This is a genomic window from Amycolatopsis sp. NPDC004169 (assembly GCF_040610315.1).
GTDB lineage: Bacteria > Actinomycetota > Actinomycetes > Mycobacteriales > Pseudonocardiaceae > Amycolatopsis.
Map to the genome: position 1 here is coordinate 309,961 of NZ_JBEXMD010000001.1, position 15,372 is coordinate 325,332.

Here is a 15,372-nt window from a genome sequence, read left to right on the forward strand (position 1 = left end):
GCGGTTCTTCAGTGAGCCCGGGGGACACGGAGTGCGCCGGCCACATGTTTCAAACGAGGCTCGTGGGGCGATTGTTCCCGAGCCGAAGTAATTCGCCGGGCCAAGGGTGGGATCATGGGTCGCGTGCCAGCGGACGCCGAGGTTGAACCGGGAACGCTCCTGGTCGCCGCCCCCACCATGGTCGATCCCAACTTCCGCCGGACCGTGGTGTTCGTCATCGATCACCGCGAAGAGGGCACGCTCGGCGTGGTCCTGAACCGGCCGAGCGACGTCGCGGTGCACGACGTGCTGCCCAACTGGGGTGGCCACGTCGCCGAGCCGCAGGCGGTGTTCGTCGGCGGTCCGGTCGAGAAGAAGACCGCGTTGTGCCTGGCCGCGCTGCGCACCGGGGAGACGGCGGCGAGCGTGCCGGGGGTGATCGCGGTCCGCGGCCCGGTCGCGCTGGTCGACCTGGACACCGATCCCGAAGCGCTGGTGCCGAAGGTCCGGGGCGTCCGCGTCTTCGCCGGGTACGCGGGCTGGGACTCGGGGCAGCTGGCCGGCGAGATCGAGCGCGACGACTGGGTCATCGTTCCGGCGCTGCCGAGTGACATCCTGGCCTCGCCGGACGGCGACCTGTGGAGCCAGGTACTGCGCCGTCAGGGCATCCCGCTGGCGCTACTGGCCACCCATCCGGGCGACCTCCAACGGAATTAGGCCTCGTCCTTCTTGAAGACGCCGCAGCCGCCGGCGCCGCACGCGCAGCCGCTGCAGCCGGCCGGCGCCGCGGGAGCCGGGGCGGGCACGGTCAGCGCGGCCCGGTTGCCCAGCACGCCACCGCCCATGACCAGCAGCACCAAGGCGAGCACGCCCGCCAGCGCGGCGGAGATCAGGCCACCGGTCGTCGGCATGGCCAGCCCGGCCAGCCCGGTGAGCACGGCGATCGCGCCCCCGGCCATGGTCGGCAGGCTCGCGACGCGGTTGGCCAGCTTGAACGCTTCTTCGCTGCGGAGCGCCGCCTCGGTGCGCACCCCGGTGCCGCCCTCGCGCGTCAAGCGCTCGCGGAACCCGAGGAATCCACCAAAACCGACGAGCAGACCCAGCACGACCGGAACCAGCGCGATAGCGAACACGAGTCAAGGATAAGCGTGACGTCCCGGCAACCTGCCGGATACCCTGATCGACTGTGCTACAGGCCATGTCACCGCGTGTACTGCCCACCGTTCTGGCCACTGCCCTGATCGGGGGAATCCTCGCCGCGGCTCCGGCCGAGGCCACCCAGAGTCACCAGCGGCCCATCCGGCTGCTCGGCGAAAAGATCGTCCCCAACGCCCTGCCGTTCCAGGGCACCACGGTCGGCGGCCTGTCCAGCATCGACTACGACCCGCGGACCGGCGGGTACGCCCTGATCTGCGACGACCGATCGGCGATCAACCCCGCCCGGTTCTACACCGCGACGTTCCCGGTCACCGCCCACGGCGTCGGCGACGTCACCTTCACCGGCACGAAACCGCTGCTCCGCCCGGACGGCACGCCGTACCCGCCGCTCGCGCAGAACGACCCGTCGAAGCCGCAGAACGAGCAGACGATCGACCCCGAAGAGCTGCGCATCGACCCGTGGACCGGCGACTACTACTGGTCGCAGGAGGGCGAGCGGACCGCGACGACGTTGATCGAACCGTCGATCCGCGAGGCCCGCCGCGACGGAAAATACGTCCGCGACCTGCCGATCCCCGCGAACGAGAAGATGACGCCGACGGCCGGACCGCGGCAGAACCTCGTGCTCGAGGGCATCACGTTCACCGGCTTCGGCTCGCTGCTGGCCAGCGAGGTCGAGGGCCCGCTGCTGCAGGACGGCCCGGAGGCGACCACGACCACCGGCGCGCTGTCGAGGATCACCCTGCAGGCGCGGTTCGGGCCGGTCCTGGCCCAGTACGCCTACCCGCAGGAGCCGCTGTTCGCCGCGCCCGTGCCGTCGACGGCGTTCGCCACCACCGGCGTCTCCTCGATGCTGGCCGTCGACCAGGCGGATCCGACGAAGTTCCTGATGATGGAGCGCTCGTTCAGCACCGGCGTCGGCAACAAGGTGCGCGTCTACGAGATCGACACGACGGGCGCGACGAACGTCCTGAACGTGCCGTCCCTCGCCGACGCGAAGCACGTGAAGCCGGTCAAGAAGCGGTTCCTCTTCGACGCGGCCGACCTCGGCTTGTCCACTGTAGACAACCTCGAAGGCATGACGTGGGGCCCGAAGCTGCCCGACGGCGAACGCAGTTTGATCTTGGTCAGCGACAACAACTTCTCCGCGACCCAGGTCACCCAGTTCGTCGCACTGGCGGTCCCCTCGGAACGGCTTTGACCAGCAAGTTACGATATGCACATGAACACGGCTCGGCTGCTCCTTAGCCTGCCGCGCTGACCGGGTCCGGCCCGGCCGGCGCGGCGACCCCTCATGCCCTGGTGGCTGAGGGGTCGAGTTGTTTCTGGAGCGATCGACGAAGGATGACGGCGATGACCGAGACACCAGGGACGCCCATCGACGTCCCGGCGCACCGCTACACGGCCGCGCTGGCGGGTCAGATCGAGCAGCGTTGGCAGGACCACTGGGCCGACCAGGGGACCTTCCACGCGCCGAACCCCGTCGGGCCGCTCGCCGTCGAGGGGCAGCCGGTGCCCAGCGACAAGCTGTTCGTCCAGGACATGTTCCCGTACCCGTCGGGCTCCGGCCTGCACGTCGGGCACCCGCTGGGCTTCATCAGCACCGACGTCTTCGCCCGGTACCACCGGATGATCGGGCGCAACGTGCTGCACACGATGGGCTTCGACGCGTTCGGCCTGCCTGCCGAGCAGTACGCGGTCCAGACCGGGCAGCACCCGCGCAAGACGACCGAGGAGAACATCCGGACCTACCTGCGCCAGATCCGGCGCCTGGGCCTGGGCCACGACGAACGCCGTCGCATCTCCACGATCGACCCCGAGTACTACCGCTGGACGCAGTGGATCTTCCTGCAGATCTTCAACAGCTGGTACGACACGGAGGCGGGCAAGGCGCGGCCGATCGCCGAGCTGGAGGCCGCCTTCGCGGACGGCTCCCGGCCGACGCCGGACGGCCGTGACTGGGCGTCGCTGAGCGCGTCCGAGCGCAAGAAGATCATCGACGACCACCGGCTGGTGTACATCTCCGAAGCACCGGTCAACTGGTGCCCGGGCCTGGGCACGGTCCTGTCGAACGAAGAGGTCACCGCCGACGGCCGCAGCGAGCGCGGCAACTTCCCCGTCTTCCGCCGCAACCTGCGCCAGTGGATGATGCGGATCACTGCGTACGCCGACCGCCTGGTCGACGACCTGGACCTGCTGGACTGGCCGGAGAAGGTCAAGTCCATGCAGCGGAACTGGATCGGCCGCTCGCACGGCGCCCGTGTCACCTTCAAGGCGGGCGAGGACGCGATCGAGGTCTTCACGACCCGCCCGGACACGCTGTTCGGCGCCACCTACATGGTGCTGGCGCCGGAGCACCCGCTGGTCGACAAGCTGACTGCGGCTTCCTGGCCTGAGGGCGTCGACTCGCGGTGGACCGGCGGTGCCGCGACGCCCGCCGAGGCGATCAAGGAGTACCGCGTCGCCGCGTCCCGGAAGTCCGAGCTGGACCGGCAGGAGAACAAGGAGAAGACCGGCGTCTTCACCGGGGCGTACGCGACGAATCCGGTCAACGACAAGCAGATCCCGATCTTCGTCGCCGACTACGTGCTGATGGGCTACGGCACCGGCGCGATCATGGCCGTCCCCGGCCAGGACGTCCGCGACTGGGAGTTCGCCGAGAAGTTCGGCCTGGACATCATCCGGACCGTCCAGCCGTCGGAAGGCTTCGACGGCAAGGCGTTCACCGGCGACGGACCGGCGATCAACTCGGGCTTCCTGGACGGCATGGACGTCGCCGAGGCCAAGAAGACGATCATCGACTGGCTGTCGGAGAAGGGCGCCGGCACCGGGACGGTCCAGTACAAGCTGCGCGACTGGCTGTTCTCGCGCCAGCGGTACTGGGGCGAGCCGTTCCCGGTGGTCTACGACGAGGCCGGCGAAGTCCACGCCGTCCCCGAGTCGATGCTGCCGATCGAGCTGCCCGAGGTCGCCGACTACTCGCCGGTGACGTTCGACCCGGAGGACCGCGACTCGATGCCGTCGTCGCCGCTGGCGCGCGCGACGGACTGGGTCGAGGTCGAGCTGGACCTGGGCGACGGCCCGAAGAAGTACCGCCGTGACATCAACACGATGCCGAACTGGGCGGGTTCCTGCTGGTATCAGCTGCGCTACCTGGACCCGACGAACACCGAGACGTTCTGCGCGCCGGAGAACGAGCAGTACTGGATGGGCCCGCGGCCCGGCGAGTACGGCGCGGACGACACCGGCGGCGTCGACCTGTACGTCGGCGGCGTCGAGCATGCAGTTCTGCACCTGCTGTACTCGCGGTTCTGGCACAAGGTGCTGTTCGACCTGGGGTACGTGACGTCCAAGGAGCCGTACCGGAAGCTGTTCAACCAGGGCTACATCGAGGCGTACGCGTACACGGACGCCCGCGGCGTCTACGTCCCGGCCGAGCAGGTCGAGGAGCGCGACGGGAAGTACTTCTTCAACGGCGAAGAGGTCACCCAGGAGTACGGCAAGATGGGCAAGAGCCTGAAGAACGTCGTCACGCCGGACGAGATGGCCGAGAACTACGGCGCCGACACGTTCCGGTTCTACGAGATGGCGATGGGCCCGCTGGCCATGTCGCGCCCGTGGGCGACCAAGGACGTCGTCGGCGCGCACCGGTTCCTGCAGCGGCTGTGGCGCCTGGTCGTCGACGAGACGACCGGCGAGCTGCGGGTGTCCACTGAGGACGCTTCCGAAGCGGACCGGAAGGTACTGCACCGGACCATCGCCGGCGTCCGCGAGGACTACGCGGAGATGCGGTTCAACACGGCGGGCGCGAAGCTGATCGAGCTGAACAACCACGTCACCAAGGTGTACGGCGCGGCCGCGTCGACGCCGCGTGAGCTGGCCGAGCCGCTGGTGCTGATGCTGGCGCCGCTGGCCCCGCACATGGCGGAGGAGCTGTGGCACCGGCTGGGCCACGCGGACTCGCTGGTGCAGGGCCCGTTCCCGGTGGTGGACGAGAAGTACCTGGTGGAGGATTCGGTCGAGTACCCGATCCAGGTCAACGGCAAGGTCCGGTCCCGGGTGACGGTCGCGGCTTCCGCGTCTCAGGACGACGTCCAGGCGGCGGCGCTGGCGGACGAGAAGGTCGCGGCGATGATCGGCGACGGCTCGCCGCGCAAGGTGATCGTGGTGCCCGGGCGGCTGGTCAACATCGTCCTCTAACGCGGTGTCCGAAAGCTGCCGGTAGTTCTTCGGCGTTCTCGATTTGATTGAGCTGTCAACGAAAGCGGCTCGATCGAAGGAGAACCGGGGATGACCCTCGACGGCAAGGTGGCACTGGTGACGGGCGGCAGCCGCGGCATCGGGGCGGCCACGGCACTGCGGCTCGCCGAGGACGGCGCGGACGTCGCGCTGACGTACCAGCACAACGGCACGCTGGCGGCCGAGGTGGTCGACAAGATCAAGAACCTCGGCCGCCGCGCGCTGGCGGTCCAGGCGGATTCGGCGGACGCCGCGGCGGTTTCGGCGGCGGTCCGAGCGACTGTCGCGGAGTTCGGCCGGCTGGACGTGCTGGTGAACAACGCGGGCGTCGGGTTCGTCGGCGCGTTCGGCGAGACTTCGCTGGAAGACGTCGACCGCGTGCTGGCGGTGAACGTCCGCGGCGTGTTCGCGGCGACCCAGGCGGCGGCCGGAGTCCTGGCCGACGGCGGCCGCGTGATCACGATCGGCAGCTGCGTCACCGACCGCGTGCCGGGCCCGGGTATGGCGCTATACGCGACGAGCAAGGCGGCGATGGTGGGCTTGACCAAGGCGCTGGCGCGCGAGCTCGGCCCGCGCGGCATCACGGTCAATCTGGTCCACCCGGGCCCGACGGACACGGACATGAACCCGGCCGACGGCCCGTACGCGGCCGACCAGCGCGCCCTGACGGCGTTCGACCGCTACGGCTCGCCGTCGGAGGTGGCTTCGGCGGTCGCGTACCTCGCCTCACCCGGAGCCGAGTACGTGACGGCGGCGGTCCTGTCGGTCGACGGCGGCCACGCGGCCTAACCGGTGTAGAGCCCGATCTCCCGCGCGAGGTCCGCGAGCATCGCCTCGAACAGGACGTCCGGCTTGGCCATCGGGATCGGGTAGTTGCCGAAGACCTCGAGCGTGACGTGCCCGTAGATCCGGGCCCAGAACTGGATCATCAGGTACGTCACGCCGAGGTCGATCTTCTCGACCGGAACACCCTGATCGGACTCGACGAGCACCGCGACCAGCGACTCCTGGAAGGTCTTCAGGTCGTCCCGCAGCTCATCGGGCACACTGCTGGCCGAGGGCAGCACGACGTCGTGCCGCGCGAGCACCCGCCCGGCAGCGGCCAGGAAGATCCGCCCGAACGGCTCGTCGACCCGGCTCAGCGCACTCCCCGACGTCGACCCGATCCCGCCGGTCGGCGACGCGAAGACGAGCGTGAATTCCTTCGTGTGGGTGAGCGCCCACCGCCGGAAGCCCTTGCAGATGGCGAACAGCTGCAGCACCCCGTCGTCCGGCAGCTCGGCGATCTCCTCGGCGAGATCGTCCGCCAGGTCGGCACAGACGTCCAGCCGCAGGTTCTCGACGAGGTCATCCCGGGACTCGTAGTACCGGTAGAGCGCGGGCGCGGTGATCCCCAGCTCCCGCGCGATGGCACGCAGCGTGACCGCCTCCGGCCCCTGCTCGACGAGCAGTCTCCGGGCGGTCCGCCGGATGTCCTGTTCGGTAGCCGCACGCGCGCGACCCCTCCGAGTGGGGTGGCTCATCCGAACAGTCTAAGTGCTTAGTACGACAGATCTTGCATTAACGCCATTTCCGCCGTAACGAAAAGGTGCAGCTCAGGCCCGGGCCTTGAGGTTGGTCAGCACCGTGTCGGCGACGCCTCGCCCGAGCTGACAAGCGTCCTTCCCTTTTTCGGCAGCGTCGTCGCCGAGGACCAACGAGAGCGAGTACGCGAGTTCATCGGAGACACCGACGACAAGCACGCAGCTTCGCTGACCGCTGGCTCCCACATCGACATAGCCGACGATCGGGTAGCCCTGGACAGGGTCCAAATCGTCGACCCAGCGGGAAGCCTTCGGCTTTTCGTTCTTGTAAGTGAAGCTGATGCCCTGCCCGGTCTTCGTTTCGTATGCGACGAGGATGCCGGCGCTACTCCCGGAAGTACTGGCCCAGTCGCACATGGGGCCGAGCTCGGAGTCTTTCGGTTTCGGCGCGCCGGGCTTGCCCAGATAGCCGGCCAGTTGCTCTTCGGTGAGAGCCGAGTCGCAGGGGCTCCCGTCCAAGACTTTCGCCGGCAGCGGGTCGTTCACCTTCGGCGCGCCGCTGTTCGGCAGCTCTGCGCTGCTGGCCGGCGCGGGCGATGCAGTACCCGGCGTGCGACGTTCACCGGTGCACGAGGTCAGCAGTGCTGTACCGACGACCACCGCGGTCGTGCCGATGAGAACCCGTCGAATCATTCGAGCGACCCCTTGATCGTTTTCGTCGAGTCCGCAGCCTGTTGATCCGCTGCTTCGGTGATGCCGAGAGCTTGCCTCAGCCGTCGAGTCAACTCTGTGTAGTAGTCCAGTTGGTATTGCAGGTGGCCCTGGTAATACCGCCCGGCCTCGTTGACACCGTTCGCGCCGTTCACCGCAGCTTGGCTGACCGGTTCCTCGGCCGGCGGCTTCGCCCTGCTCAGAATTTCAGCGTCGCGCAACTGGTCACTGATGGTGTCCTTCTGACTCTCTGCCTTTTGGAGCAGCGCTCGCATCTCCGCACTGCTCATCGCGAACCCCTGCCCACCGGCGGGCGACGGCCCCGCGCTCGGCAGGTCCGTCGCCCAGAAGCCGATTCCGCTGAAGATCGAGTTCGTCATCGTCCTCCCCCCAACCCGTTCAGGGTCGCGTACAACACTTCCGTCAGCGCACCCCGGGTCCCCGGCTGGAACCTGACCACAGGCTCGCGCCCCGACTGCACGTACGTCAGCACCCGTCCGGTCCCGGCGATATCCACCGCGGTGATCGGCGCGCTGCGAGAACCCCGCTGCACGGCGTAGCACTGGTGCAACCCGGTCCGCCGAGCTGCCATCAGCCGGCGCGCCCACGGCAGCGGGTCCCGGCCACGATCGAGCGTCGGGTCGTCGAGGTCGTACGACTCCTCCACCGCCCGCCCCGAGAAGCGCGCCTCCGGGATCGACACCGCCGAAATCCGCGCGGGCGGCACCGGCGGCAGCACGTCCACCAGCGACTCCGCGATCCGCGACGGCTCCACGACGTCGACCCGGACCGTGTCGTCTTTCCGGATGAGCCGGAGCGCGTCCGATCCGGAGGCCGACACGAGCACCGCGCCCGATTCGTCCGCTTCGATGTCGCCCAGCCACGCCGTGAACTGGTGGGCGCCCTTCGCCAGGACGCGCAGGACGTCGCGGAAGTCCCGCGTCAACGTGCCGCCTGCCGCGAGGCGGAGCGAGGTCAGGACGTCGAGGACCTGCTCGTCGAGGCGCTTGCGGGTTTCGTCGCCGAGCCAGAGGTTGTCGGCGCCGAGGACCGGGGGCGGCGGGCCGTGCCGCTCCCACCCCCACGCGGTGAGCAGCGCGGTCTTGGGCAGGAAGATCACAGCCCGATCACCGGGGGCACGGTCCGCTCGTCGGACCCGCCGAAGATGCTCTCCGGATCGGCCTCCACCAGGTACGACGCGCGCTGGTGCTCGGTGTCCTCCTCGCCCTTGCCACCTTTGGCGCCGGGGCCCATGCCGCCCATGCCCGGCGAACCCGGCTTGCCGGCCGGGCCGCCGCGGACGCCGGTCGCGCCCGGACGTCCCTCGCCCGGCACGCCGGTTCCGGTCGAAGCGCCCGGACCGCGCGCACCCGATCCCGAGCCGGTGCCGGAGCCCGCGCCGGACGACGAGCCTGGCCCGAACCCGCCGCCACCAGCTCCGAACCCGCCGCCACCAGGTCCGAAGCCGGGGCCGAACGCGTCGGAAGTGCCCGGACCGGTCCCCGGCAGCTGGTACCCCGGCGGCAACTGTGTCGACGGCGGCACGTAACTCTGCGCCCGAACGCTGTCATCCACGCCGGAGGTGTGCGGCGGCACGACGTGCCCCGGCGGCGTCACCTGCCCGGGCGGCGTGATCTGCCCAGGCGGCAAGACCGGCGGGTGGACCGCAGGCGGCGGCTGGACCTGGGCACCGATCGGCCGGTCGTCGTCGCCACCACCCGTCCGCGTCCGCCTGCGGGCCGGCGGCTCGACCGGCTCCTTCGGGTCCTGCACCGTGAAGTCGCCGCCGGTGTACTCGCGGAGCTGGCCGTAGTCGATCGTCCGGGCCGCGGTGTTCGCGCTGGACTGCTGCGAGTACGCGGTGTACCGCTCGACGTTCTCCTGCGCCTTCCGGTTGTACTGGTTGATCTTGTCTTCGGTGTCGGTGTCCCACGGCGTCGCGACGTCCCAGGCGCTGCGCGTCGGCGGCTGGTCGGTGACGTCCGGGTGCAGCGAGTTCTTCATCCGGTGGAACTGGTCGATCTGCGCCTGGGCCAGCGTCGAGTTGCGGTCCAGCGTCGTGGACGCCGAGGTCGCGGACGCCGTCAACGGCTGGAGCCGCTCCCGCGCCGCGTCCGAAGCCCCGCCCGTCCACGCGGATTCGAGGCCGGCCGTCAGTTCCCGCGTGCCCTGCTCCAGCCGGCGCTGATAAGTCGACTGGTCGACACCCGCCTGGTGCACCTTCTGCAGCGACTCGGTGCCGGGCCCGCTCAGCACGGCCCGCACCAGCTGGCCGGGTGACAGCCCCGCGGCCTGCGGGTTCGCCGCCCCGCTCCCGGTCTGCGAGCCGACGTAGGCACCCGCGACTGCGCCGGGCACCCCACCCGTGAGCAGGCCGACACCCGCGCCGGTCAGAACGTTGCCGAGCCGCTCACCACCCGACTGGACGGCGTGCGCGATCTCCGACCCGACGTGCTTGGCAGCGTCGAGCATGTCGCCGAACAACCCCACCGAACCGCGCTCCCCTCGCGTTCGATCTCCCCTCTTGCGTCACGGACAATACCCCACCGATTACCGGTCGTGTGAGAACCACACCAGGTCAGGCGACTGCACCAGCCACCCGACGAGCTCGGACGAGTGGGGAAAACCGGAGCTCCCCCGGAACTGTCGGACCGGTGTGCCACACTCGGTCGCCGTACGGTTACCGACGTGAACAGGGGAGGTTCGCGTGTCGAACCCGGAGCAGTTGCTGGCGAGCTTCGACGCCAAGATCGCCGAGGCCAAGCAGCGAGGCGACCGCATGCAGGCCGAGATGGCGGCGGTCTCGGTCGCCGAGCGCAGCCAGGACGGCCAGATCGCGGTCACGGTGAACCACCTCGGCAATCTGGTCGGGCTGGAAATCGGGCACGCGGTGCGCGAGAAGGCGAACCTCGCCGACGAGATACTGCGGACCGTCCAGCGCGCGCAAAGCAAGCTGGCGGACGCCGTGCAGACCGGGATTCCGTCGATCGCCGGCACCGACACCATGGACGAGCTGGTCCAGCAGCTCCACCGTGAGTTCCCGGAGCCGGAGCCGCAGGGCTTCGTGGAGGGAGGTCATGCGGCGCCCGCGAGTGACGGGTCGCGCTTCATCGCGGAGGAAGAGACGCCGGCGAAGCCTGCACCGAAGCCGGTCCCGCCGCGTCCGGCGCCTGAGCCCGGCACCGACGACGACTACTTCAGCGACGGCGACTACTTGCGCTGACCAGGGCAACGAGGGAGGAGAACACCGTGAACAACCCGCAGCCGGACATCCGGATCAAACCGGAGCAGTTGCTGTCCCACGCGAAGAAGCTCGAACCGTTCGTCGACCGGTTCGCGAAGACCCTGGACGCGGCGGCCCAGGTCGTCGACCCGATGGCGTTCGGTCTGATCGGCCAGGCTTGCGGCCTCGGCGCGCTCTGCGGTGTCGCCCAGACCTTGGGCAGCGACTCCATCGGCCACGCGAAGAACGTGGCCCAGGAACAGATCGACCGCGTGCGCACCTGGTCCCAGCACGTGGACTGGCGGGAGCAGGACGTCAAGGCGAGCTTGGAAGGCATCCACCTTGACTGAGAACGCATTGGTGACGGCAGCCAAGAAGAAGGTCGACGAAGGGTCTTCGGCGCTCGAAGGCGCCGGGATGGCTCAGGACTTCTGGGACGCGGCAACGAAAGCGGCCGACGACGACTGGACCGAAGGTCTGCTCAACCTCGGTTTCGGTGCGGCCGGCGTGATGGACTTCCTGCAGGACCCGATCGCCGGTCTGGCGAGCATGGGGCTCGGCTGGCTGATCGAACACGTCGAGGTCCTGCGCGCCCCGCTCGACTGGGTGACCGGGAACCAGGAACAGCTCGACGTCATGCAGGAGACGTGGAGCGGCATCAGCGACGAGATCGACGCCGTCGCCAAGGATCTCCTGGAGACGGTGAAGGCGGACAGCGAGGAGTGGCAGGGGCAAGGCGCGGACGCCTATCGGACGTTCGCCGCCGAACTCGGCGACATGTACTCGAGCGTTGCAGGCGGAGCAAAGGCCATTTCCGTCCTGATCGACGTCTGCAAGAGCATCCTGAACGTTGTGCGCAGTGTGCTGCGTGACCTGCTCACGGAGTGCATCGGCAAGCTGATCAGCATCCTCATGCGTTACCCGGGCCCCGCCGCACCGGCGGGCTTTGCCGGTGAAGGCACGAAGGAGATCGTCAGCTGTGGCATGCGGATGTCGGAGTGGCTGCAGAAGCTCGTGCGTGCCTTCCGGAGGGGCATCAGCCAGTTCAACCACCTCAGCGGCCTCTTCCGGACCGTCGGACAGAAGCTGCTCGCCGCGCTGAAGGACGCGGCACACGCGGCACCGGGCGTGTTCAAGGACGGGCTGAAGGAACTGCCCAAGGCGCTCGGTGAAGAGGCAGGCAAGGAAGCGGGCAAGAAGACCGCGGGCGCCTACGACGAAGCCGACAAGAACTACCGCGAGAACCACTACAACGAGAAGAAACCCGCGGCCCCGGAACCGGTCTTCCGGCAACAGGGCGGCCAGCGCATCTCCGGGTCGATCTAGCGCCGTGGTGTCGACGACTCCCGGCGAGCCGGAAACGGCCGTGGTGCGGGTCCGGCTGCCGATCCACCACCCGCCGGCCGAACTGAGGACGGCCGTCGGGTGCGCCGCGTTCCTCGGAATCGTGCTCGCGGGCGCAGCGGGCTTGTTGGCCTGGTTGCGAAGCGGGGATCGGGTCGTGCACCTGGTTGCGCCCGTACTCGGCTTGCTGGCCCTGCTGTGCTTCTGCGTCAAACCGATGTTGGGGCGCTACATCCGCCGACACGGCGCGATGGTGACGGCGCGGGTCGAGTTCGGCCCCGACGGATTCCGGCAGCCTCTCGAAGACAAGACGACGCTCGTTCTGCCCTGGGACGACGTCCGGCGATTCACCTTCCGCGAAGGGCAGCCCGGCGGCCGGGTCGCGCTGACCGTCTCCCTCGAAGACGAAGCTGCGAGCCGCAACCTCAACCGCGACTGCCGGCACAAGTCCGAAGACGGCTTCATCCTGTCCTCGGCGTTGGCCAGGGAAGAGGCCGAGAAAGCCCTGGCGGCGATCGAGCGGTACCGTCCCGGCCTCGCACGGTGGAACTCCAAGAACGTCCGACGCGGCGGCTTCGGGGTGCCCAACCCGGTGAAGCGGCTGGTCAAGCGCTGGAGTGCGGACCAGGCGCGCACGCTCGTCCGCGCCGAGCAGGCATCCGCCGGCAGGTTGTTCGTCCTGTGGGCGGCGTGGCTGGCCGTCATCGCCGACTTCGTGGCGCCGGCCTTCTTCGACATCCCACCGGGCATCCCGCTTCCGGTGGCGATCGCGATCTGGGTGTTCCTCTACCTGACTCGCTACCGAGGCGACTCCGGCGAATTCGTCATGACCGCCGACGCGATCACCTGGCGTCCCGAGGAAGGCGACCCGGTCCGCGTCCAGCGCACCGACCTCGCTCGGCTGACGGTCGAGCCTTCGGCGAAGAAAGCCACGCGTCACTACGTTTCGGTCCACGCAACCCTCCGCCGAGGCGGCGACCGGCCGCTGGCCGCGAAGGTTTCGCCAGGCGCGGCCAAGAACGTGATGCGGTTGGTGAAGGCATGACCGAGAGCGTCGTCGTGTCACGGACGGACGGACCGCACTGGATTCAGGCCGGCTTCCTGCTCGCGGTCGGCGCCGGGATCATCTGGCTCGGCTTGTCTTCGGCCCAGCAGGGCCCGCGGCTCGCGGGCTGCGTCTTCGGCGGCAGTTTCGCGTTGCTCGGCCTGAACTTGGTCTGGCGGTCCTTGCGCACGCCGGTCCGGAACGAGCTGATCATCGACCCGGCCGGCATCTCCCGGGTGATCGGCGCCGTCGTCTGGGCCGTGCGGTGGGACGAGCTCGCCGCCGCGTCGGTCGTCGAGATCGGGGAGAAGCACAAGCATCCTCAGCTCGTGCTGACTCCGGCCCGTGACGACTTCGAAAGCCACCACCGCAGCCTGGTCCGCATCGGCGGCGGTGACCTCCTGGCGTCCGGGATCCCGCTGTACGAAAGGGAAGTCCCGCGGGTGCGCGAGTTGCTGGCGAAGCACGTCGGCGTCCGGGCCGAGCGCGTCGCCGACGTGCAGGTTCCCGCGTCACCACCGGTTCCGGCCGCGGTGTCCGGGTGGGTGCCACCGCCGCTGCAGCCGTCCGGTTCCGTCACGATCCACATGAACGGCGGGGGTCGGGTGATGTACCGCCGGCTCCGGTTCTTCGCCCTCGCGATCGAGCTGGGACTCGGCGCCGTGATCGAGTTCGGGCCGCACAACGGGGTTCCGCGCCGCCTGCATCAGCTCCAGCGTGATCCGGAACTTCCGGGAATTGCGCTGCTGCCACCCGAGTTCCTCCCGGCGAACGACGACTTCCCGCTCCGCCGCCCGGAACTGGACGAACTGCGCCAGCCCGACGGCTGGTACCGGCTGCCGTCCACCATGAGCGCAAGGGCGTCCGGCGAATTCGACGAGCACGTTCTCGAGGTGCTGCCGGTCGGCATCCCGTGGAGGAGATGACAGGACGACGGCGGTCCTGCTGCGGGAGGCGGGGGCGCCGCCGACGCCGATCACTCGGGGGGCTACGTGATCGGCGCCGGCGACCCGATGCCCTGCCCGGCTCGCGCCGGTTGGGGCAACGTCATCACGTCTCCGCGATGACGCACCTGGAGAGCGGGCCCGGGGCCACGAGGTGACGGCCGGGGGACGGACATCCCCCGATCGAGTGACGGGCATCCGCTGCTCGCATGATTGTCGCACTCAACGCCGGATAAGTTACAAAAACCTTCACTTTCCCCTTGCTTGCCGGTGCTGACCAGGCCGGGACGGGTTTTGTGGGACAGTGCCGGGATGAACTCGGACGTGCTCGTTGTGGGATCGGCCAACGCCGATCTCGTCGTCGCGGTGGATCGGCGGCCCGGCGGTGGGGAGACCGTACTGGGTGGCGACACCGTGCTTTCACCGGGTGGCAAGGGCGCCAACACCGCGGTCGCGGCGGGCCGGCTCGGGGCCGACGTCGCGCTGCTGGGCGCCGTCGGCGACGACCCCTACGGCCGGCTGCTGCTCGACTCGCTCCGCGCCGCCGGTGTCGACACCGGGCTCGTGCGCACCAGCGAGCGGCCGACCGGCATCGCCTACATCACCGTCACCCCGGACGGCGAAAACTCGATCCTCGTCTCCCCCGGCGCCAACTCCAGCCTGGAACCCGCCGACGTCGACGCCGTCTTCGACGGGGTGAAGGTCGTGGTCCTGTCGCTGGAGGTGCCGCTGCCGACCGTCGAACACGCCGTCGCGCGGGCCGCGGAAAAGGGCGTACGGGTGCTGCTGAACCTGTCGCCGGCGGCGAAGCTCTCCCCGGAGACGCTGGCCCGGCTCGACGTCCTGCTGGTCAACGAGCACGAGGCCGCCTGGCTCACCGGACCCGGCGCGGACTTCCGGAAGCTGCTCGACCTGGGGTCGCGGGCCGCCGTCGTCACGCTCGGTGCGGCCGGCGCGGTCGTCGTGGAACCCGACGGCACGACCGAGGTGGCATCGGCGAAGGTCGAGGCCGTGGACACCACCGGGGCCGGCGACGCCTTCGCGGGCGCGCTCGCCGCGTCGCTCGCCGACGGCGCCGACCTGGTCTCCGCAGCCAGGCGCGCGGCGCGCGTCGCGGCGTTCAGCGTGACCCGGCCCGGCGCGCAGCCGTCCTACCCCACCGCCGCCGAACTGGGGGAATGATCATCGAGTCGTCCGTGTTGCAGG

16 protein-coding genes are annotated in these 15,372 nt (G+C 69.5%); 10 read left to right on the plus strand and 6 right to left on the minus strand.

The annotated features are described in order from the left end of the window. Nucleotides 1–114 precede the first annotated feature (114 nt). Entirely contained in the window at nt 115–696 is a 582-nt protein-coding gene (locus ABZX11_RS01485; RefSeq protein ID WP_176173866.1) for a YqgE/AlgH family protein, read from the plus strand. Here ABZX11_RS01485 and ABZX11_RS01490 read toward each other — a convergent pair. Next, entirely contained in the window at nt 693–1,112 is a 420-nt protein-coding gene (locus ABZX11_RS01490) for an SdpI family protein (protein WP_176173867.1), read from the minus strand. The genes ABZX11_RS01485 and ABZX11_RS01490 overlap by 4 nt on opposite strands. A gap of 65 nt (nt 1,113–1,177) precedes the next feature. Between ABZX11_RS01490 and ABZX11_RS01495 the strand changes: the two genes are divergently transcribed. From ABZX11_RS01495 to ABZX11_RS01505, 3 genes are all read left to right on the plus strand, one after another. Then, complete coding sequence (locus tag ABZX11_RS01495) at nt 1,178–2,338, plus strand: esterase-like activity of phytase family protein (RefSeq protein ID WP_354908829.1); 1,161 nt, start codon at nt 1,178–1,180, stop codon at nt 2,336–2,338. A 152-nt stretch (nt 2,339–2,490) separates the two neighbouring features. Further along, on the plus strand, nt 2,491–5,337 hold the full coding sequence (gene leuS, locus ABZX11_RS01500) for a leucine--tRNA ligase (protein ID WP_354908831.1): 2,847 nt from the start codon (nt 2,491–2,493) through the stop codon (nt 5,335–5,337). A 90-nt stretch (nt 5,338–5,427) separates the two neighbouring features. Continuing rightward, a complete protein-coding gene (locus ABZX11_RS01505) occupies nt 5,428–6,165 on the plus strand; it encodes an SDR family oxidoreductase (protein WP_354908834.1) in 738 nt (245 codons plus the stop codon). Here ABZX11_RS01505 and ABZX11_RS01510 read toward each other — a convergent pair. The 5 genes from ABZX11_RS01510 to ABZX11_RS01530 form a co-directional block, all read right to left on the minus strand. After that, on the minus strand, nt 6,162–6,899 hold the full coding sequence (locus ABZX11_RS01510) for a TetR/AcrR family transcriptional regulator (RefSeq protein WP_176173871.1): 738 nt from the start codon (nt 6,897–6,899) through the stop codon (nt 6,162–6,164). The genes ABZX11_RS01505 and ABZX11_RS01510 overlap by 4 nt on opposite strands. 72 nt (nt 6,900–6,971) lie before the next feature. Then, on the minus strand, nt 6,972–7,592 hold the full coding sequence (locus ABZX11_RS01515; RefSeq protein WP_354908836.1) for a DUF3558 domain-containing protein: 621 nt from the start codon (nt 7,590–7,592) through the stop codon (nt 6,972–6,974). Then, nucleotides 7,589–7,990, minus strand: coding sequence for a hypothetical protein (locus ABZX11_RS01520; RefSeq protein ID WP_176173872.1), 402 nt, complete (start codon nt 7,988–7,990; stop codon nt 7,589–7,591). Before ABZX11_RS01520 ends, ABZX11_RS01515 begins: the two co-directional genes overlap by 4 nt. Beyond that, nucleotides 7,987–8,730 carry an ESX secretion-associated protein EspG gene (locus ABZX11_RS01525; RefSeq protein WP_354908838.1) on the minus strand — a complete coding sequence of 248 codons (744 nt, stop codon included), beginning with the start codon at nt 8,728–8,730 and terminating at the stop codon, nt 7,987–7,989. Before ABZX11_RS01525 ends, ABZX11_RS01520 begins: the two co-directional genes overlap by 4 nt. Further along, the gene (locus ABZX11_RS01530) at nt 8,727–10,100 is read right to left on the minus strand and encodes a hypothetical protein (protein WP_354908841.1); all 1,374 of its coding nucleotides are present in this window, start codon (nt 10,098–10,100) and stop codon (nt 8,727–8,729) included. The genes ABZX11_RS01525 and ABZX11_RS01530 overlap by 4 nt, the downstream gene beginning before the upstream one ends. 217 nt (nt 10,101–10,317) lie before the next feature. On the opposite strand from ABZX11_RS01530, the gene ABZX11_RS01535 reads away from it, so the two are divergent. From ABZX11_RS01535 to ABZX11_RS01560, 6 genes are all read left to right on the plus strand, one after another. Next, nucleotides 10,318–10,833, plus strand: coding sequence for a YbaB/EbfC family nucleoid-associated protein (locus ABZX11_RS01535; RefSeq protein WP_354908843.1), 516 nt, complete (start codon nt 10,318–10,320; stop codon nt 10,831–10,833). A gap of 26 nt (nt 10,834–10,859) precedes the next feature. Further along, the gene (locus ABZX11_RS01540) at nt 10,860–11,183 is read left to right on the plus strand and encodes a hypothetical protein (RefSeq protein ID WP_354908845.1); all 324 of its coding nucleotides are present in this window, start codon (nt 10,860–10,862) and stop codon (nt 11,181–11,183) included. Between the two features lie 10 nt (nt 11,184–11,193). Further along, nucleotides 11,194–12,159 carry a hypothetical protein gene (locus ABZX11_RS01545; protein WP_354908847.1) on the plus strand — a complete coding sequence of 322 codons (966 nt, stop codon included), beginning with the start codon at nt 11,194–11,196 and terminating at the stop codon, nt 12,157–12,159. Between the two features lie 7 nt (nt 12,160–12,166). Next, a complete protein-coding gene (locus ABZX11_RS01550) occupies nt 12,167–13,222 on the plus strand; it encodes a hypothetical protein (RefSeq protein WP_354908849.1) in 1,056 nt (351 codons plus the stop codon). After that, nucleotides 13,219–14,148, plus strand: coding sequence for a hypothetical protein (locus ABZX11_RS01555; RefSeq protein WP_354908851.1), 930 nt, complete (start codon nt 13,219–13,221; stop codon nt 14,146–14,148). The genes ABZX11_RS01550 and ABZX11_RS01555 overlap by 4 nt, the downstream gene beginning before the upstream one ends. Before the next feature lie 330 nt (nt 14,149–14,478). Then, on the plus strand, nt 14,479–15,348 hold the full coding sequence (locus ABZX11_RS01560; protein ID WP_354908854.1) for a ribokinase: 870 nt from the start codon (nt 14,479–14,481) through the stop codon (nt 15,346–15,348). Nucleotides 15,349–15,372: the final 24 nt, after the last annotated feature.

Excerpts from the sequence above, each read along its gene's own strand:
- ABZX11_RS01485 (WP_176173866.1), top strand. The coding sequence starts at position 115 with ATGGGTCGCGTGCCAGCGGACGCCGAGGTTGAACCGGGAACGCTCCTG.
- ABZX11_RS01495 (WP_354908829.1), top strand. The coding sequence starts at position 1,178 with ATGTCACCGCGTGTACTGCCCACCGTTCTGGCCACTGCCCTGATCGGG.
- leuS (WP_354908831.1), top strand. The coding sequence starts at position 2,491 with ATGACCGAGACACCAGGGACGCCCATCGACGTCCCGGCGCACCGCTAC.
- ABZX11_RS01505 (WP_354908834.1), top strand. The coding sequence starts at position 5,428 with ATGACCCTCGACGGCAAGGTGGCACTGGTGACGGGCGGCAGCCGCGGC.
- ABZX11_RS01510 (WP_176173871.1), bottom strand. The coding sequence starts at position 6,899 with ATGAGCCACCCCACTCGGAGGGGTCGCGCGCGTGCGGCTACCGAACAG.
- ABZX11_RS01515 (WP_354908836.1), bottom strand. The coding sequence starts at position 7,592 with ATGATTCGACGGGTTCTCATCGGCACGACCGCGGTGGTCGTCGGTACA.
- ABZX11_RS01520 (WP_176173872.1), bottom strand. The coding sequence starts at position 7,990 with ATGACGAACTCGATCTTCAGCGGAATCGGCTTCTGGGCGACGGACCTG.
- ABZX11_RS01555 (WP_354908851.1), top strand. The coding sequence starts at position 13,219 with ATGACCGAGAGCGTCGTCGTGTCACGGACGGACGGACCGCACTGGATT.
- ABZX11_RS01560 (WP_354908854.1), top strand. The coding sequence starts at position 14,479 with ATGAACTCGGACGTGCTCGTTGTGGGATCGGCCAACGCCGATCTCGTC.